Origin of the sequence: Vibrio sp. S17_S38, assembly GCF_014694375.1 — a bacterium.
Lineage (GTDB): Bacteria > Pseudomonadota > Gammaproteobacteria > Enterobacterales > Vibrionaceae > Vibrio.
Genome location: NZ_JAAUWW010000001.1, coordinates 187,188 through 205,640, shown reverse-complemented (window position 1 = coordinate 205,640; position 18,453 = coordinate 187,188). Strand labels below are relative to the sequence as shown.

At 39.2% G+C, this 18,453-nt stretch carries 15 protein-coding genes; 11 read left to right on the top strand and 4 right to left on the bottom strand.

The window, feature by feature from the left end; translation table 11 throughout:
- Window positions 1-40 precede the first annotated feature (40 nt).
- From HC725_RS00915 to feoB, 3 genes are all read left to right on the top strand, one after another.
- The gene (locus tag HC725_RS00915; RefSeq protein ID WP_190329877.1) at window positions 41-3,496 is read left to right on the top strand and encodes a helix-turn-helix domain-containing protein; all 3,456 of its coding nucleotides are present in this window, start codon (window positions 41-43) and stop codon (window positions 3,494-3,496) included.
- A gap of 741 nt (window positions 3,497-4,237) precedes the next feature.
- Entirely contained in the window at window positions 4,238-4,468 is a 231-nt protein-coding gene (locus tag HC725_RS00910; RefSeq protein WP_190329876.1) for a FeoA family protein, read from the top strand.
- Window positions 4,465-6,765 carry a Fe(2+) transporter permease subunit FeoB gene (feoB, locus tag HC725_RS00905; protein WP_190329875.1) on the top strand — a complete coding sequence of 767 codons (2,301 nt, stop codon included), beginning with the start codon at window positions 4,465-4,467 and terminating at the stop codon, window positions 6,763-6,765. Before HC725_RS00910 ends, feoB begins: the two co-directional genes overlap by 4 nt.
- A 96-nt stretch (window positions 6,766-6,861) precedes the next feature.
- On the opposite strand, the gene HC725_RS00900 is transcribed toward feoB, so the two are convergent.
- Window positions 6,862-7,293, bottom strand: coding sequence for an HIT domain-containing protein (locus HC725_RS00900; RefSeq protein ID WP_190329874.1), 432 nt, complete (start codon window positions 7,291-7,293; stop codon window positions 6,862-6,864).
- An 81-nt stretch (window positions 7,294-7,374) separates the two neighbouring features.
- Between HC725_RS00900 and lpxM the strand changes: the two genes are divergently transcribed.
- A complete protein-coding gene (lpxM, locus tag HC725_RS00895) occupies window positions 7,375-8,346 on the top strand; it encodes a lauroyl-Kdo(2)-lipid IV(A) myristoyltransferase (RefSeq protein ID WP_190329873.1) in 972 nt (323 codons plus the stop codon).
- A 101-nt stretch (window positions 8,347-8,447) separates the two neighbouring features.
- Here lpxM and argS read toward each other — a convergent pair whose 3' ends face one another.
- Entirely contained in the window at window positions 8,448-10,181 is a 1,734-nt protein-coding gene (argS, locus tag HC725_RS00890; protein ID WP_190329872.1) for an arginine--tRNA ligase, read from the bottom strand.
- A 247-nt stretch (window positions 10,182-10,428) separates the two neighbouring features.
- On the opposite strand from argS, the gene HC725_RS00885 reads away from it, so the two are divergent.
- Both HC725_RS00885 and HC725_RS00880 read left to right on the top strand, forming a co-directional pair.
- Window positions 10,429-11,043: a VOC family protein gene (locus tag HC725_RS00885; protein WP_274601368.1), complete on the top strand. Its 615-nt coding sequence runs from the start codon at window positions 10,429-10,431 to the stop codon at window positions 11,041-11,043.
- A gap of 241 nt (window positions 11,044-11,284) precedes the next feature.
- Window positions 11,285-11,875 carry a pilus assembly FimT family protein gene (locus HC725_RS00880; protein ID WP_190329871.1) on the top strand — a complete coding sequence of 197 codons (591 nt, stop codon included), beginning with the start codon at window positions 11,285-11,287 and terminating at the stop codon, window positions 11,873-11,875.
- Window positions 11,876-11,905: 30 nt separating this feature from the next.
- Here the strand turns inward: HC725_RS00880 and HC725_RS16785 are convergent, their stop codons facing one another.
- A complete protein-coding gene (locus HC725_RS16785; RefSeq protein WP_274601366.1) occupies window positions 11,906-12,340 on the bottom strand; it encodes a type IV pilin protein in 435 nt (144 codons plus the stop codon).
- 101 nt (window positions 12,341-12,441) lie between these two features.
- Here HC725_RS16785 and HC725_RS00870 point away from each other — a divergent pair, with 101 nt between their 5' ends.
- The 4 genes from HC725_RS00870 to HC725_RS00855 are packed head-to-tail and all read left to right on the top strand — an operon-like array spanning window position 12,442 to window position 15,331.
- Window positions 12,442-12,993: a pilus assembly FimT family protein gene (locus HC725_RS00870; RefSeq protein ID WP_190329870.1), complete on the top strand. Its 552-nt coding sequence runs from the start codon at window positions 12,442-12,444 to the stop codon at window positions 12,991-12,993.
- Window positions 12,971-13,597, top strand: a complete 627-nt coding sequence (locus tag HC725_RS00865; RefSeq protein WP_190329869.1) for a PilW family protein — start codon at window positions 12,971-12,973, stop codon at window positions 13,595-13,597. The genes HC725_RS00870 and HC725_RS00865 overlap by 23 nt, the downstream gene beginning before the upstream one ends.
- Complete coding sequence (locus tag HC725_RS00860; protein WP_190329868.1) at window positions 13,597-14,877, top strand: hypothetical protein; 1,281 nt, start codon at window positions 13,597-13,599, stop codon at window positions 14,875-14,877. Before HC725_RS00865 ends, HC725_RS00860 begins: the two co-directional genes overlap by 1 nt.
- Window positions 14,867-15,331 (top strand): type IV pilus modification PilV family protein, encoded by a 465-nt coding sequence (locus HC725_RS00855; RefSeq protein WP_190329867.1) that lies wholly within the window; start codon window positions 14,867-14,869, stop codon window positions 15,329-15,331. The genes HC725_RS00860 and HC725_RS00855 overlap by 11 nt, the downstream gene beginning before the upstream one ends.
- Window positions 15,332-15,405: 74 nt before the next feature.
- On the opposite strand, the gene purU is transcribed toward HC725_RS00855, so the two are convergent.
- On the bottom strand, window positions 15,406-16,248 hold the full coding sequence (purU, locus tag HC725_RS00850) for a formyltetrahydrofolate deformylase (RefSeq protein WP_190329866.1): 843 nt from the start codon (window positions 16,246-16,248) through the stop codon (window positions 15,406-15,408).
- A 229-nt stretch (window positions 16,249-16,477) separates the two neighbouring features.
- Here purU and HC725_RS00845 point away from each other — a divergent pair, with 229 nt between their 5' ends.
- Window positions 16,478-18,394: an ATP-dependent DNA helicase gene (locus HC725_RS00845; RefSeq protein ID WP_190329865.1), complete on the top strand. Its 1,917-nt coding sequence runs from the start codon at window positions 16,478-16,480 to the stop codon at window positions 18,392-18,394.
- The last annotated feature ends 59 nt before the right edge of the window (window positions 18,395-18,453 follow it).

Below are 18,453 nucleotides of genomic sequence, written 5' to 3'. Positions count from 1 at the left end.
TAAATTACTTCTATTGTAAGGCTTACTTGTGATTCTGCGCATGATGAACTTATTAGCATTAATCTTTATTTCATTTTCGGTTAATGCAGTAGATTCCAATTCAATTTTTTATCCTTTATCTAGCCAGACTCAAGGGAAGTCTTTGACTGCGAAAAAGCTGTTCATGAATGAAAATGGTGGTTTTTGGATTCTGGATGTTCGTAATAATGTTTATTTTTACGATGGGCAGCATTTACTTAAAAAATTCGAAAATAGTTTTGATATTAGTACTGAAAATCTTACCTATGCCGAAGGGAATTTTTGGTTCTCCCAAGGTAATAAGCTATTTCGTATGCCACCTTCAGGAAAACGTGAGGCAGTATTAAACTTGGTTAATACGGAATCATTTAAAAATGTGGGTTATTCCAATCGACATATTTGGACGTTTTCATCACATTATTTTCATAGTTATAATATAGATACGTCGAAAGTATCCTCTATTCCTACCAGTCAAATTACTCAAGGGGCTATCGACGAAGACACCCATATTGAATCGGCGGTATTTGTTCACGATCAATGGGTTATTGCCACTAAAAATGCGATATTTTCATTTAACTCTAATGGTGTAAAGAGACTTACCTTTAATCAGCATTCCACTGTGTATCAACTTTATTATGATCAACGCCGAGAGCGTATTCTAGTGGCGACAGATAGAGGATTAGATGTCATGAATGCCTCTGATTGGACATTACTCTTTAGACTTAAGAGTGAAGGTGTCATGAGCGTTGCAATTACCGCTACCGATTATTGGATTGGCACTAAAAATGGTCTGTTAATTTATAACTTAAAGAAAAAGTATATTTCAAAGGTCAATGCTAACTATCAAGATGATTACTCACTGCCCAGTAACCAAATTTTTGATTTAGAGCTTGATAATCAAGATGGGATTTGGATTGCTACTGCACGTGGAGTGAGCTATTACTCATTGCGTAGTCACCTATTTAAGCGAGCCAGATTTGGCAGTGAAGTAGGCCAAGTTCCAGTGGGGACGATTAATGACATGTTGCTTAATAATGAAGGGGGTAGCTGGCTTGCAACAACCACTGGGTTATATTTGATTCATTTTTTAGAAAATAGTCAATATACCCCAAAAGTCGAAAAAATAATGGATGGTGATATTCGGAGCATAGTGGCATTGAAAGGTCAGTATTGGGTATCGAATAAAAATAAATTATGGCGAGTTGATCCTATTACTTATCAAAGTCGCTTAGTCAATCTTACACCGGGCTTATTCGATGCCCCTATTACCCATTTGAGCGTAGATGCATCTGAAACACTTTGGATTTCAACTAATACAGGATTGTACCGTTACTTTCCTGCAAATCATTATGTAAACCGTTTTGGCTTATCTTGGATGCAAGATGATTCGTATGATAGCGTGATTACCGATTTGTATTCAGACCAACAAGGGAGGGTGTGGATTGGTACCGACCATGGATTATATGAATACCGAAATGGACAAATTTTATTTGATGTTTTTAGCGCTGATTTTGGCGGAACGAATAGTATTAGCCAGTTTAGTGATAAAACCTTATGGGCTGTGAATAATTATGGTGTTATTTCAATTGATATAGCAAAGAACCATGTGACTCGTGTGCCATTGAAGTATGGAAATAGTGCTGCATTATGTGTCGCAAGTTCTGTCGATGGCACTTGGTTGACATCCATTAAAGGGATCAGTTTTTATAACGCATCTGGCCTGTTACAAGCTCACTTTCCACCTCCTTTTGGTATTGTATCAAATGAATTCTTGCTCGATGCTTGTACGGTATCTCCAAATGGAAAGCAGCTACTATTGGGCAGCAAACTTGGCATTGTTAAGCTCTCTACTCAGCAGCTATTAAATATACACCCGCCCGAGAATGATATTCTGGTTGGTGGGGTTCTGCTTGACCGTTCTCGTGTCATTGTTGCACCAAACCCTAAACAAGAATTGCACTTTGATTATGGTAGGTCGTTAACATTTTTAGTCGGTGTATTACCTGATTTTGATGTGCCAAACCTACAATATCGTTTATTAGGCGGAGAAAAACAAAACTGGGAATCATTACAAGGATCTCAATTAGCGTTCAACCATTTAAGTCCTGGCCTTTATACTTTAGAGTTCCAAACCTTATCTAAAATTGGCAGCAGTGAAAAAAATATACAATATCGTTTTATTATTGATAAGCCTTGGTATTTATCAGGCTGGTTTACTCTGTTGATTGTTGGTGGAATATTATTATTGTTGGTAAGTATCTTTGCTTGGCGGGCAAAGGCTATGGTCAGTAGTAACGTGCGATTACGTCGATTAATAAGTTTAAAAACGGCGCAACTTAAGCATCAGAGTCAATTATTGATTAGCAGTAATGCTCTATTACGTCGACAAGCGAAAACTCGTGAGCTTTTGACGAAAGAGGTCTGCCGTGAAGCAGGTAAATCCATTCAAGATATACAAAATAGTATACACAGTTATTCGGATTCACAACAACGTCAGGCACTACAACAGTCTCTAAATCACCTCGAACAAATCAATTTGATTCATTCTTCAGGAGAAGAGTTCACTCTACCCCAAGGTAAAATGGTGTCTTTGGTGATTAAAGCTATTGCTCAGGTATGGCAAGTTGACGCAAAGAAAGCCGGGGTACAATTAGAGGTACAAGATAATACACCAGACTGCATGGTGCGGGTTTGCTACGCCAATTTTGATGCCGTATTAAATAGTCTAATTGCGAGTGCGTTAATACGGTCGTACCAAAATCAAAGTGTGATATTGACAGCAACATTAGTGGATTGTGACCTACAAATTATAGTGCAAGATATTGGTTCTGGGATTATCGAATCGGAAATATTAGCCTACGAGGCTCAAGAGTTTGGCCTTGATATATTACCGATAACGAAAAAATCAATGGATTCAACATTGTCTTCTATTTCAGAATTAGTACACCAAAGTGGCGGTATCCTTACCTTCAATACAAATAAGCTCAGCCATATCACAAGTATGGTGGTGACATGGCCAGTTGACAGTCATGAATTAAGCGCAGTAACTAATAATGATAGGCTAACTTCTGAATTTCAGGGTTACAAAAGTAAGAGATTACCTGTTAGCAATCTTTCACAATGTAAAGGTTTTGGTGACAATCTTAATTTTAAAGACGATTGGCTAGATAAAGTTTATTGTTTGGTTGGTATTCATTATTCTAATCCTGAATTTAGCACCAGTTCAGCCGCTAAATTACTCTTTGTTTCTGAGCGCAGTTTACAACGTAAATTTAAAGATCTAACCGACCACTCATTTATGGAATACCTTACACAATATAGATTAGAAAAAGCATGTGAGATGTTAATGTCAGGTCACAAAATTGCGGATACGGCATTTGAATCTGGTTTTAACGATCCTTCATACTTTAGTCAAAGATTTAAGAATCACTTAGGGCTCACTCCTTCTCAATTTGTCGGCCGTGCTTTACAAGAATAGTACTTATTATAAGTGGTATAGCGCTCTCAGCATTCGATGTTATATCTATTTTAAGTACGGATATTCTTTTTTATGATCTAAAAATCTTAGTGAGTCTGAACCACTATTATTCCTTTGCGGTATTTATGCTGTCATGTGCTCAATTATTGTGAGTGCATTAATATCTGTTTGTATGAGTTGAAATTGATTTTAACAAACAAGAATGACCAGGGAGTTTGTATTATTTACGAGAGGATGACGGCAAGTGCTCACTATTGGGGGAGCACTTGCCGTTCAGAATAAAAAAAACGTGACATGGCCGGGGGGACTATGTCACGGGTGCCAACGACACCTTTGCTTGCTGCCGGAGTGTATTGATTGAACAATACACATCAGGAGTAAATTCGTTAGGCTCTTACCTATCGATAAGACTATTTATAGCGTAATGGACTTATTTTTCGTATGAAATTAACGACAAGGTGTCATAAGAAATACGACAAGATTTTAGTGAGTTTATTAAGTATTAAAATCAATGACTTATGATTTTTCGTGATACTTGCTCTTAATGGGAATTGAACTCCATTTTTTAAATTAACGTTTTTGACGAGATAAGGTATTCTCATAAATAACGTTTTTAACAATTACAGTAATGAGAATAAATATCAAATACGTATTTAATTTGATATATCGCAAGAAAAAGTACTGACTTTACGAGTATCATAAGTAAAAATAATAATGGTTATCATTAATGGTTGAGCTTTCATGAAATTAAATGAACTTAAAAGTGGGCAAAGCGCTCGTATTGTCGATATGTCAGAGCTATCCACGGATATTAGAAAGAAGCTGATGATCATGGGCATGTTACCCAACACACAAGTTAAGTTGATTAGAAAAGCACCCTTAGGTGATCCGTTACAAATTGAGGTCAGAGGCGTATCCCTCGCTATTCGTGGGAAAATTGCATCCGAAATTGCAATAGAGGTAGGGGCATGAGTTTTAAGATTCTAACAGTAGGTAACCCTAATAGTGGTAAAACAACCTTATTTAATGGCCTTACTGGTGCTAAGCAACAAGTCGGTAACTGGGCTGGTGTGACGGTTGAGAGAAAAACAGGAACATTTGAATTCAGTGGTGACAATTTTAATCTGACGGATCTTCCAGGAATTTATTCGCTAGATAGCGCTAATGATGCCAATAGTGTTGATGAATCCATCGCCTCTTCGGCTATTTCTACTATGCCCGCGGACCTCATTATTAATGTTGTTGATGCGACGAGCTTAGAGCGTAGCTTGTACATGACTCTACAATTGAGAGAGTTAGGTCGTCCAATGATTGTAGTGCTCAATAAATTAGATGCATTACATCGTGAACGTCAAGAAATTGATGTCGAATTGTTACAGCAAGAATTAGGTTGCCCAGTATTTATTCTCTCTGCGATTAATAAAAAGCAAGTCGCACAGTTTAAGGCTGATTTACGTGATATTTCTCATCAATTTTTACAGGAATCTTTGCAGGTTGATGGCCTGGTTCTTAAGTATGAAGATGCGATTGAAGCTATTATTGAGAAAATTAATCCAGTCTGGCCGAAAGATAGAATTATTTTACCGCGAGCTTTATCTATTAGAGCGATAGAGCAAGATAGCTTGGTGACGCAAGACTTAACCGATAATGATAAAGCATTAGTATCATCACTATCGCAACAATTGGCAGCCACAATGGATGCTGATTTATCGATAACCAATACTAAATATGAGTACTTGCATCAGCTTTGCCATCAAGTCAGAAGACTCGATTCATCTCTCAGCAAAAGTTTTACAGATAAGTTAGATCAATTTGTACTGAATAAATGGTTCGGCATTCCAGTCTTCTTTGGCATCATGTATTTAATGTTTATGTTCTCAATCAATATCGGTAGTGCGTTTATTGATTTTTTTGATATAGGCGTTGGGGCGTTATTGGTTGATGGTGGTCATCATTTACTTGATAACCATTTGCCAGTATGGCTTGTAACTGTCATTGCTGATGGCTTTGGTGGTGGTATTCAGACTGTTGCGACCTTTATCCCTGTCATTGCATGTTTGTATCTATTTTTAACTTTGCTTGAAGGTTCGGGTTATATGGCTCGAGCGGCTTTCGTGCTTGATAAAGTGATGCAAAAAATTGGCCTGCCGGGTAAAGCATTTGTTCCTCTTATTTTAGGTTTTGGCTGTAATGTACCGGCTATTATGGCCACTCGTACTTTAGATCAAGAACGTGAACGTAAATTGTCTGCTGCAATGGCACCTTTCATGTCTTGTGGTGCTCGTTTGCCTGTTTATACGTTATTTGCGGCGGCATTTTTCCCAACCAACGGTCAAAATGTCGTTTTTGCTTTGTATTTATTAGGCATTTTAGCCGCGGTTTTTACTGGGTTAATTTTAAAAAATACGCTGTATCCCGGTAAGAGCACAAGCTTTATTATGGAAATGCCAGATTATGAAATTCCAACTTTACGTAATGTAGTGTTAAAAACGTGGCAGAAGTTGAAACGTTTTGTATTTGGCGCTGGGAAAACAATTGTATTGGTGGTCGCAATATTGAGTTTCTTTAATTCATGGGGTGTTGATGGGTCGTTTGGTAATGAAGATAGCCAAAATTCAGTGTTATCACAAGCGGCAAAAGTCGTGACTCCAGTGCTCGCCCCTATGGGAATTAAGCAAGATAACTGGCCAGCAACCGTTGGTATTATTACCGGTATTTTTGCGAAGGAAGCTGTAGTCGGTACTTTGAATAATTTGTATTCCGATCCTGCAGATGAAGATGCCGTATTTGATATTAAAGCTAGCTTAATGGAGGCGTTGCAAAGTATTCCTGATAATTTAGCTGCGCTGAACTTTAGCGATCCATTAGGTATTGAAGTAGGAGATTTGGAGCATCAAGATGCTGCTGCAGAAGAGCAAGGTGTTAGCAGCGGTATTTTTGGTAATCTGCAAGCTTACTTTGTAACTGGTGGGGCAGCATTTTCGTATTTAGTCTTTATCTTATTATATACGCCATGTGCCGCCGCTATGGGAGCTTATGCTCGTGAGTTTGGTCGTAATTATGCCATTTTCATCGGATCCTGGACTATGTTTTTGGCGTATGCGTCAGCTGTTGTTTTATATCAGATATCAAGCTTTGAAATGCATCCAATGATGAGCTCGATTTGGCTAGGAATTGTTGCAGTGATATTGCTAGCGGTATTTTTCATTATGAAACGTATTGGTTTGAAAGAACAAAAAATGAGAATAGATGTGGTGAATATTAGCTAGTTTATTTACCTCACTATTCAGATAGTGGATGATTTTAAGATATACGATGCCCAGACATTCAATCTGGGCATTTTTATATCCGCCTTACTTGAAGCTTTAAACTGGTTGGAATGAGTTTAATTGCTGTTTAAATACTTGGCGTAATTGTTGGATTAATTGTTGTTGTGCTTTATTAGCACGTGCTTGGCCTTGCGTGTTTCCCCAGACAGGTCCGGGCCATGCGATATCAGTATCAAAACGGGCAATATGATGAATGTGAAGCTGAGGAACCATATTTCCTAATGCGCCTAAATTGAGTTTTTTAGGTTTAAATGTTAGCTCTAAGCTTTGAAATACAGATTGAGATTCGATTAAAAACTGTTGCTGATCAGACATTGGTAAATGGTGTAATTCTTGTAAATTGGCGACTTTAGGAACTAAAATCACCCAAGGACCAATATCTTCTTTATGTAATAGCGCTAAACATAATGGAAATTCACCAATGACATCGGTATCCGTTTGTAATTGAGGGTGAAGTGTAAAGCTCATATATACCTTCTCATCTTTTTAATTTTATCGGATTGTTATACCATACCTTTCTTAAAAAATAAGATGATAGCCAATATAAATATGAGTAAATCAGAGACTCACTCCTCTCAAGCATCACCAACGATAGATAAGCACCTGTATAACCCTACCTTTGAATGGCGTTTTTTACATCCTCGCCATTGGTTGACTTGGATTGGTTTATTTTTCGCTGTGTTTTTAGCCTTCATTCCTCATCGATTGCGTGACCGTTTAGCTGCTAAGTTGTCTCGTCTTGCGCTAAAGCGAGAAGGTGGGCCAATGAAAAAGGCACGCTTAAATTTACTCAATTGTTTTCCAGAGAAAACGGATCAAGAACGCCAGCAGTTGATCGAAGATTGTTTAGCAACGGCTGGGCAGTTTATGTTTGGTTATCCTGAACTGTTATTACGTAGTCGTAAGCATAACCAGTCTCGTGGCATTGTGCATGGTGGAGAAAATTTATTCCCGTTACTTGATAGAGGTGAGAATGTGATTGCACTCGTGCCGCATTTTTGGGCAATTGATTACGCCGCTGTGATGATCGCAGCTCAAGGTTATCAAGTTTCTTCTATCATTAAAGAGCAGCGCGAGCCTATTACCAACTGGTTAATCCACCGTCAACGCATGCAATATGGTGGTAAGATTTATGAGAGAAGTGCGGGCATTAAACCGTTTTTAAAAAGTGTTAAAGATGGCTATTTGGGTTACTACTTACCAGATGAAGATCATGGAGCACAAAACTCAGTATTCGTCCCATTTTTCGCCACGCAAAAAGCGACGCTAAAAGGTTTTGGTAAAGTCGCTAAACTGAGCCGTGCGACTGTCGTACCGATGTTGCCTGCGTATAATGCTGAATTGGGTAAGTATGAACTTCATATTTTACCTGCGATTGAAAACTTGCCGAGTGGCGATGAAGAAACAGATGCTCGCGCGATGAATAAAGCGGTAGAAGATCTTGTCAACATTGATCCTAAGCAGTACATGTGGATCCTCAATCTATTACGCACAAGACCAGATGGTTCAAGGTTGTATTAGTCAATCCTCGGTTATAAGAATATACCGTTATAAAAAATCCCCATCAGATGAAAATTTGATGGGGATTTTGTCTTTTATAACCGTTAAATCAGATGTTTGGATTACATACGTTCTAGTGTCTCAATGCCCAATAGATCCAAACCTTGCTTGATGGTTTTTGCGGTTAATGCCGCCATTTTTAATCGGCTTTGTTTAATCGCGTCATTTTCATTGTTTAAGATAGGACAAGCTTCATAAAAACTTGAAAATTGACCGGCTAATTCAAATAAGTAACTGCACATTAAATGTGGCTGACCTTCTTTAGCAACAGATTGAACCGCTTCTTCAAATTGAAGTAATTTAGATACTAATGCTTGTTCACGTTCCTCACTGATAATGATCTCACCCGTTAGGCCATTCATATTAATGTTCGCTTTAGCAAAAATAGACGCGACACGAGTGTAAGCATATTGCATATAAGGCGCAGTGTTACCTTCAAACGCCAGCATGTTATCCCAATCGAAAATATAATCGGTGGTACGGTGCTTAGACAGGTCAGAATATTTTACGGCGGCCATTGCCACGGTATTGGCAATATTCGCTTTTTCTTCACTCGCAAGATCAGGGTTTTTCTCTTCAATCAGTTTCTGAGCACGCTCGCATGCTTCATCTAATAAATCCGCTAAACGAACGGTGCCGCCAGCGCGAGTTTTAAATGGACGACCATCTTTACCCAGCATCATACCGAAAGCATGGTGCTCTAATGATACAGACTCTGGCACATATCCGGCTTTACGCACGATAGTCCATGCTTGCATTAAATGCTGGTGCTGGCGTGAATCGATAAAGTAAAGAACTCGATCTGCGCCTAATGTTTCGTAGCGGTATTTTGCGCAAGCGATATCGGTTGTGGTGTATAGGAAGCCACCATCACGTTTTTGAACGATAACGCCCATAGGATCGCCATCTTTATTTTTGTACTCATCAAGGAAGACGACTTGTGCACCGTCACTTTCAACCGCTAAGTCTTTTTCTTTAAGGTCGTTCACAATCACAGACAACATATCGTTGTACATACTTTCGCCCATGACATCTTTACGAGTAAGAGAGACATTTAAGCGATCGTAATTCAGTTGATTTTGGATCATGGTGACATCCACCAATTTTTTCCACATTTTTGCGCAGTGTTCATCACCACCTTGTAGCTTAACGACGTAACCTCGAGCACGAGCGGCAAACTCTTCGTCTTCATCGTAAAGTTTTTTAGATTCACGGTAGAAGCCTTCAAGATCGGCAAGCTCCATCGATACTTCACCTTGCTCTTTTTCAACGCGTTCAAGGTTGGCAATCAACATACCAAATTGTGTGCCCCAGTCACCAATGTGATTAGCACGAATAACGTTGTGGCCTAAAAACTCAAGAGTACGAACAACTGCGTCGCCAATAATGGTTGAACGCAGGTGACCAACGTGCATTTCTTTAGCAACGTTTGGCGCGGAATAATCGGCGACGATAGTTTGAGGTTGTTCAGCAGAAACACCAAGGCGCTCATCAGATAAGGCAAGTGATGCTTGTTTGGCTAAAAATGCAGGATCTAAAAATATATTAATAAAACCAGGACCGGCGATTTCTGTCTTATTCGCAATACCATCAAGATCTAAGACGTCTAAAACCTTTTGTGCAAACTCACGAGGATTCATTCCTAATTTTTTTGCAACGCCCATCACGCCATTAGCTTGGTAATCACCAAATTGGGCTTTAGCTGATTGACGAACCGCGGCTGGGCTTCCTGCTGGAGCACCTGCGGCTTCTAAGGCTTGAGATACTTTGTCATTGATCAGTGCTGCAATATTCACACGAGTTTCCTATGGATTTAACCGTAATGGCTAGATTGAATGATTGGTCTTCAATCTAGCGAAAGTTTTTAGTCAGAAAATGGGAGACATGATACCAAAGAATAGAAAAGTATTAAAAAAGAAATCGTATTTTTATCTATTGGTCATTTGTGGGTTCAGTTACACTCATTTTCAGTTTTAAGTCATCAATACATTCATTGTTCGGTTTAGATTATGATAGAAAAATATTTATAAAAAGGAGGCGACCTTGTCTGATTTTCAATCTCTTATAAAACAATTAAGCCCAACGGCGATGAAAGAGTCATTAGTCTTATTTTGGCAAGAAATCGATGGTCTTGCCCAACTGCTTGGTCTAGATCTTGAACACTTGAAAGCTGATCATTTGGCGATGCGAATTAATGAGCAATCAGTGGCAGAATATGTTCATCAGGCTTGGTTAAGTGAAGGCAAGCAGATATCTAATGCGATAATTAATGGTCGTCCGATTATTGTGATCCAGTTAGATTCACCGCTGCAAATCGCTAATCAAAAGATAGACTGCTTAGAGTTGCCTTACCCAAGTGATAAAACGTATCCACACCAAGGCTGGGAGCATGTTGAATTTGTCGTGCCAAGTGAAGCTAAAACAACAGAGCAATTATTAGAGGATGTAAAAATAACATTCCCATTAATGGCAAAAAATTGGACTAAATTGGATGAACTTGGCATTAAGGTAAAGTTATCTAGCCCAAAAGCAGAAGCTGAACGTTTAGCCAACCCAACGATTGCTTTTAAATATAATGGGGTTTGTATCAAATTACATCCTCATACTCTGCAAGCTGTTATTAAAAGTGAGAATGCCGATTATACCCGTCTTACTTGAAGCTGCAGCTTTGTTGGCTCCCCACTCACTTAGTAAACTAAGCTCACGGGACTTCACTTGCTTGCCGCCTCACTGCAACTTCAATTACTTTGGGTATAAGTCGAGTCTAACAACATACTATTTTTTTATGCTTCCTATTCTTGCTATTGAGAATTTGCTCTGATTAGACGTGATGATATTTTTCTCATTATTAGATGGTGCTATAGCCTTATCATTTCGGTTGGTAAATGAGGTTATGACAGTGTTTATTTCTAATATGTCTGCGGTAAGAAAATACAAAAAATGGGTTAGGGGCATGACCTTAATTGAAGTCGTCATTATGTGCGTTGTAATGGGGGTATTATTAGTGGCGGCCGCACCATCGTTTCGTGGGTTACATGAAAAGTATAAAATGCGCCATCTTGCGGATGAAATGATGAATGTCTTTTTGATGGCAAAAATGGAAGCCGTCATGACCAATCACGCTACTTGGCTGTATTTTGTCCCAAAAAACAACAGCCCTATTTATAAAGGGGATTGGGTGTTTAGCGTACAAAAAGACGATATTTTGATTGATTACGCTAGCGCAAAAAACGATGCTATTTATTTCCTCGATGGCAATCAGCACAAAAACATTAGTATTTCTTCTATTCGCAATTTTCAGAAAATAAAGTTCGATAGAATAAATGGCAAGCCAGTGGGCGTAGCAGGCGGATTAACTTTTTATATCGATGCTACTCGTGGTTTAAACGTTATGTTTCATAATATTACTGGTCGAATACGAGTATGTGGAACCAACATTGCCAATCATGGTAACGAGGAACACTATTATTATGGTTACCCCGAATGTTAATCTTATATTTTTAATACAAATACTTTTCAGCTACCAACAGCTGTCTTGTCTGGCCGTCCCCACTGAGCCTGCATTGAGACTGAGGGTGCCACATTTATCCTTATTTTGAGCCGAGCTTTCGACGGGCACTGCTATAATGATATAAGAGTCCATACCTGAGCCTGTGTCGTCAATTTCGAGTTGATAGCGTGAGGCTTCGGTGTCACAAAAACGGCATGTCCCCCCAGAAACGATACTTGAAAAATGATAAACCCCAGTCTTATTTTTATCTAATTCCAATTCTATTTGTATTTTCATCATGTCGGCCATCGCAGTAGCGCGATGGCTTTTGAGTATATGTTCCTGATAACTCGGATAAGCAATAGACGTTAGTATTCCAATGATCGCGATCACAATCAATAATTCGATCAATGTCATTCCTTTTTGTCGCATAGGTTGTTGTATACATTCATTTTTACGAATCATTTCTATAACTTCCTTTTGTTAACGTCAGCCATTCTTGTTAAGTGTTAGCATCACTTCAACTAAAAAAATCAAGATGTAACCAGTTGCATAGGAATTTGGGAATGGATCGAGGGTTTTCGCTTATTGAGTTGCTGATTAGCGTCGCTGTTATGGTGATTTTGATGCTCGCGGCGGCACCATCAATGGGGAATTTAAATGAAAAAGCTAAAGTACAGCGTTTGGCGGAAGAGCTTAGCGGTTTTTTGGTTCAAGCTCGCTCAGAGGCGGTGATGTTGAATAAGCCGTTGTACCTGATTTTTTTGCCAACGGGTTCTAGCGCCACTTCACCAATACTTAGCGGACAATGGGGATTGGCATTAAGAAATACCGATACCATCCCCAGCTTTAATGCATTGTCATTAGGCGCTGAAATGTATTTATCTGGTAATGAATTTAAAAATGTATCCATCTTTACAGATTCGCAATGGCAGCCACTAGCGCTTGATGGGGTTAATGGTCGGCCTGTTTTACTATCGGCATCTTCCTCTCAAGCCATGATTCATTTTTCTGTGGATAGCGCAAAACAAATAAATATCAGTCTTGAACAGTTTTCCGGTCGAGTGAAAATTTGTGGGGAGGACGGAGAATATTATGGCTATCCGAAGTGCAATTAGTCTAATGAAGTATCAAAAAGGGGTGTCGTTAGTTGAAATGCTGATCGCTTCAACGATTGGTATTTTAGCGATTATCGCCGTGGGTAGCATCTTTATTTCAGGACAAAAACTGGCGACTGACCGCAGCATGCGTTTATTGGTTTTACAAAATATGAGCGATGCAATGCGCTATATGAAAGAAGACATGCAGCGCGCAGGTTATAACGGCAACAATGGCAATTCGTTGATTTTGTCGGGTGCAAGCAGTGTGATATCAACAACGTCTTCGAGTTTAGCTTATGCCTATAGAACAGAGCCGTTGATTTCGAATAAGTACATGTACACCAAGTTTATTGGTGATGTTAGCACGGGAGAATTAACCTTGTGTGCTGCACCTGCCAGCTCCGTAGTGGCGGTTATTCCAATATGTTCGAATATGTCTTTAATGGATGAGCAGCGAGTGGTGTTAACGGGATTCTCTGTGAAGGAAGTACCGTTAGGCAACAGTGTTAGTTCAGCTTATATCACTATTACCATGAAGGCAGCTCTCGCGAACGCACCAAACATGAACGATAACTATGAACAAACCATGATAACGAAAATTAAGCAAAGGAATTGGAAGTAATGAGAGATCAGCAGGGAGCAATAACCTTATTGATTACCGCATTATTGTTAGTGGCGATCCTAGTGCTTTCATTAGCCTCTTATAAAAATGTATTTTTCCAAGCTAAGCGAGCCCAGAATGAGGTTATCGCTCGCCAAAATCATTGGGCTGCGGAAGGGGGATTGGAGTGTGCTTTTGCGAATATTCAAGATTTAAAGATTGTGCCAAGTAATTTTAATAATTGTTCTAATTGGGGACCGGTAAGTGTTAATGCAATTTTAGGAACTCCATTAATTCTTAATGCTAAAAGTGGGCATGTAAATATTAAAAAAGCCGTTAAAATGCCAACGGAAAGAGGTTCAGGAGCAATTCAGTCATCTGCAAATTTGTATTTATATGGTTCGTTTTCTTTCTTTCCCGATCCTGGGCAAGCATCGACAGATCCAGATGAATGGCAATGTATGGCAATTCGATATAAAAATATATTTGGACTATTTGGCACTATGGTCAATAGTCAATTTGATGTGTCGAATCCGCCTTATATAGGTTTTCCTTCTTCTCAATCTTGTTCTTCAGATCATTACACCTCATCAACAAATAGTGCTTTGGCAACGAAAGATGATTTTTTTCAAGATGTTGATTTAGAACCATTTGAAGATCTGTTTGGAACCCCAAGAAGTGATTGGATGGATATCATGTATGATGAGAGTTTTACTCGTATTCCTTCTAGTTTAGGCAACAAAAAACCGAGTGCTGGTGTTTTACCTATAGCATCACAATATATATCTAACTGTGCTGATCAAATCGTTAATAAGATTAATTCTGGTAAAGATTTAATTTGGATATATGGTAGCTGTGAGTTGGCAAATGATGGCACAAGCAGAAATGATTTGGATAAAATTGAGATCGCAATTGATTCGAATTCTACAATTGATGGTGTTGTGTTAGTGATACAAGATGGGATTTTCTCAGTTAAAGGTGCTCACGAATTCCCCGGTATGATCTATCACTTCGAATCCACTCCTACTGCTTTTACACCTAGCTCGATGATATGGAACACCATGTTATCTTACCAAGGTAACCCAACTCCCTTTATTGTAGGATCCATTCCTTTAGATAAAACGATGTACTACCAATCAGGGGCATTTGTTCCTTTGGGGGGATATGTAATGGATACTCCTGGAAAATATGCTGTTTTTGGTTCATCAATGCAATTTCGTTACAATCGAGATGTTGTGGAAAATGCTTTAAAAAAGCTAAGAAAAATAGAGTGGATAAAAGGATCTTGGCATGACTTCTAAACAACAAGGTTTTAGCCTTCTCGAAGTGATGATTGCATTTGCTGTTCTCGTATTCGGTGTTCTTGGATTAATGAAACTGCAAAGCTATATGGAACGCCAATCGGATTACGCACTTCACAGCATACGAGCTCTACATCTTGCTGAAGCTAAGCTAGAATTATTTCGTACTCGCTCGATTAGCGGTGCCAGCGGAACTATCAAATTTGATGATATCCAATCGGGTTGTGAGATGGTCTCAGGGACTCATTCGGTTTCTTTTGCGGTAAGTGGGGGGAGTTGCAATTTAGTGGCAGGAGATCCTGATTATCTTGTTCGATGGTCAGCGCCACTGGTTGTATTATCTGGATCCTTAAAAACTATCGAAGTAACCAGCAGTTGGAATGATCGTCGAAATGAACTCCAAAGTCTTCAACTTAAAACTATGCTGTCCAAATACAATGAGTTCGATAATTAGACATTTATATTTCTAGATCAAAAAGAGGCAGCTTAATACTTCGCTGTCTCTTTTTGATCGTGGGTAGTTATTACTTACAAAATTACCGTCTTATTGCCATAAACAAAGACATGGTCATTCACTACTTTGTTTAGCGCTTTACTTAATACACTCTTTTCAACATCACGACCCGCTTGAGCCATATCATTGGCACTAAAGTTATGATCAACCGGGATCACGTCTTGCTTAATGATTGGACCTTCATCGAGATCGTTGGTGACAAAGTGCGCGGTTGCGCCAATGATTTTTACGCCACGATCAAAGGCTTGTTGGTACGGTTTTGCACCAATGAAAGCAGGCAAAAAACTGTGGTGAATGTTGATGATTTTATGCGGAAACTGAGCCACGAAATTGGCGGTTAATACCCGCATATATTTCGCCAATACCACATAGCGTGGATCGTACGATTTAATTACATCCAGCATTTTTTCTTCATGCTCTTCGCGAGTTAGCCCTTCATGCGAAATATGATGATACGGAATATCAAAACGTTCGGTTAAGGTTTGTAGCTTGTCGTAATTTCCAACCACAGCGGCAATGTCTACATCTAAGCTGCCATCGTAGGCTTTCATGAGAATATCACCTAAACAGTGTGCTTCTTTGGTCACCATAATTACGATTTTTTTACGTGAAGAGCTGATCAGTGAGCGTTTGCTGTTAATGGGTAAGGCTTGATCTAAATCTGCTAGTAATTCGTCATCATGGAAGGTGCCTTCTAATTCTGTACGCATGAAAAAGTGGCCACTGGCGTTATCCACAAATTCATTATTGTGAATAATATTAAGTTTGTGCTGATAACAGATATTGGTGATTTTCGCGATTAAGCCATATTCATCACTACAATGAGTCAGAAGGGTTTTTCGTTCGGTGGTTGACATACATATTTCCAAAAATTAACTATACCCATAGTGTTTAAAGCGGTTGCTCCATGATTTTGGGTATAAAACTGAATATAGATCACATGCTGACAATCTAACGGTCATTGAAATTTTAGGCAAGCGGTTCAGTGCTTAGATTGAATTTATTCGAGTCGTCTTAAACTCATCCATTTCCCCTCAGGTCTAAAACTGCCATAATTCATCTAATTTATTTTTTAAGAATGATGTGATGATAGCCAAGACTTTTTCTGCTTCCGGCGCACTCGGTAAAGCCATTTCTGGATTTCAGCCAAGACAGCCGCAAATTGATATGGCGCAAGCGGTGCAAGATGCGATTGATCATCAGCACCAATTAGTGGTGGAAGCAGGAACAGGAACAGGAAAAACTTTTGCGTATTTAGTGCCAGCTTTATTAAGTGGTAAAAAAGTCATCATCAGTACCGGCTCTAAAAATTTACAAGAACAACTCTTCCATCGTGATTTACCTAAAATGGTCGATGCATTGGGTTTTATGGGTTACGTCGCGTTATTAAAAGGCCGATCTAATTACCTCTGCTTAGATCGATTAAGTCGTCAATTGGTAGAAAGTCATACTAATGAAGCCGATCCTGAACTACTCACTCAATTAGTGAAGGTTCGTTCTTGGTCTTCAGCGAGTAAAAGTGGCGATTTGGGCGAGTGTGATGACATTGCAGAAGACAGCCCTGTGATCGCCAATATCACATCCACCAATGATAATTGCTTAGGAAAAGAGTGCCCAAGTTATCAAGATTGCTTTGTGTTGAAAGCACGCAAAAAAGCGATGGATGCCGATATTGTCGTCGTGAACCATCATTTATTTCTGGCGGATCTCGCGATTAAAGAAACAGGCTTTGGAGAGCTTATTCCAGAAGCCGAAGTATTTATCTTTGATGAAGCACATCAACTTCCTGATATTGCAAGTCAGTATTTTGGTCAATCAATTTCAAGCCGGCAAATGCAAGAGCTAGCAAAAGATATTGAAATTGGTTATCGCACTGAAGCAAAAGATATGCGCCAATTGCAAAAAATCGCAGTAAAGCTGACACAAACTTTTATGGATTTACGCATTATTTTGGGTGAAACCAATGCGCAAATGCGTGGTAACTGGCGTGAAGCGATTAAATCGGCAGCGGTGGTACGTGAAATTGAACGCCTACATGATGCACTTGATTTAGCGTTACAAGTTTTGAAAATTGCTTTAGGGCGTAGTCAATTATTAGATGCGGCTTATGATCGTGCTCATATGATCAAAAATCGTTTACTACGCGTGTGTGATACTAGCATTACTGGTTACTCGTATTGGTATGAATGTTCACCTCGTCACTTTACTTTGCATATTACGCCGTTGTCGGTTGCGGATAAATTTCAAGAGCAGATTGAGCTTAAACAAGGCAGTTGGATTTTTACGTCAGCTACCTTGGCAGTTAAAGATGATTTTAGTCATTTTACCAAGCGCCTTGGTATCGTGCCTAAAAAGCAGTTTACTCTACCAAGTCCATTTGATTATCCGAACCAAGCTTTGCTTTGTGTACCACGTTATTTACCCGAACCAAATAGTGTCGGTTTGTCTGAAACGTTAGCGGCAATGTTAGCTCCAGTGATCCAAGTTAATAATGGGCGTTGTTTCTTCTTATGCACTTCTCATAAAATGATGCGGCAATTAGCGGATTTATTTCGTCAGTCGTTAGATTTACCGGTATTGGTACAAGGTGAAACCAGTAAGCAAAAATTGCTGAATGAATTTATGGCGTTAGGTAATGCCGTCTTGGTGGCAACCGGCGCATTTTGGGAAGGCATTGATGTTAGAGGCGATGCTTTAAGCTGTGTTATTATCGACAAATTACCGTTTACTGCTCCTGATGATCCATTATTAAAAGCTCGAATTGAAGATTGCCGCCTAAAAGGAGGTGAGCCTTTTGCTGAGGTTCAATTGCCAGATGCGGTTATTACCTTAAAGCAAGGTGTGGGGCGGTTAATTCGAGACGAAACAGATAAAGGGGTGCTGATCATCTGTGATAATCGATTAGTGACTCGTGATTATGGTGGTGTGTTTTTACAAAGTCTGCCGCCTATTCCCAGAACGAGAGATCTCGATAAAGTTTCGAAGTTTTTATTATCACAGTAGCTTTATTGCAACAGTAGCTTTACTACCAATTGTTGTTTTTATTATCAATAGTCGTTTTT

Bases quoted from the DNA above. Each gene is read 5' to 3' on its own strand.
- HC725_RS00915 (WP_190329877.1), top strand. From the start codon at position 41: ATGATGAACTTATTAGCATTAATCTTTATTTCATTTTCGGTTAATGCA.
- HC725_RS00910 (WP_190329876.1), top strand. From the start codon at position 4,238: ATGAAATTAAATGAACTTAAAAGTGGGCAAAGCGCTCGTATTGTCGAT.
- feoB (WP_190329875.1), top strand. From the start codon at position 4,465: ATGAGTTTTAAGATTCTAACAGTAGGTAACCCTAATAGTGGTAAAACA.
- HC725_RS00900 (WP_190329874.1), bottom strand. From the start codon at position 7,293: ATGAGCTTTACACTTCACCCTCAATTACAAACGGATACCGATGTCATT.
- lpxM (WP_190329873.1), top strand. From the start codon at position 7,375: ATGAGTAAATCAGAGACTCACTCCTCTCAAGCATCACCAACGATAGAT.
- HC725_RS16785 (WP_274601366.1), bottom strand. From the start codon at position 12,340: ATGATTCGTAAAAATGAATGTATACAACAACCTATGCGACAAAAAGGA.
- HC725_RS00870 (WP_190329870.1), top strand. From the start codon at position 12,442: ATGGATCGAGGGTTTTCGCTTATTGAGTTGCTGATTAGCGTCGCTGTT.
- HC725_RS00865 (WP_190329869.1), top strand. From the start codon at position 12,971: ATGGCTATCCGAAGTGCAATTAGTCTAATGAAGTATCAAAAAGGGGTG.
- HC725_RS00860 (WP_190329868.1), top strand. From the start codon at position 13,597: ATGAGAGATCAGCAGGGAGCAATAACCTTATTGATTACCGCATTATTG.
- HC725_RS00855 (WP_190329867.1), top strand. From the start codon at position 14,867: ATGACTTCTAAACAACAAGGTTTTAGCCTTCTCGAAGTGATGATTGCA.
- purU (WP_190329866.1), bottom strand. From the start codon at position 16,248: ATGTCAACCACCGAACGAAAAACCCTTCTGACTCATTGTAGTGATGAA.
- HC725_RS00845 (WP_190329865.1), top strand. From the start codon at position 16,478: ATGATAGCCAAGACTTTTTCTGCTTCCGGCGCACTCGGTAAAGCCATT.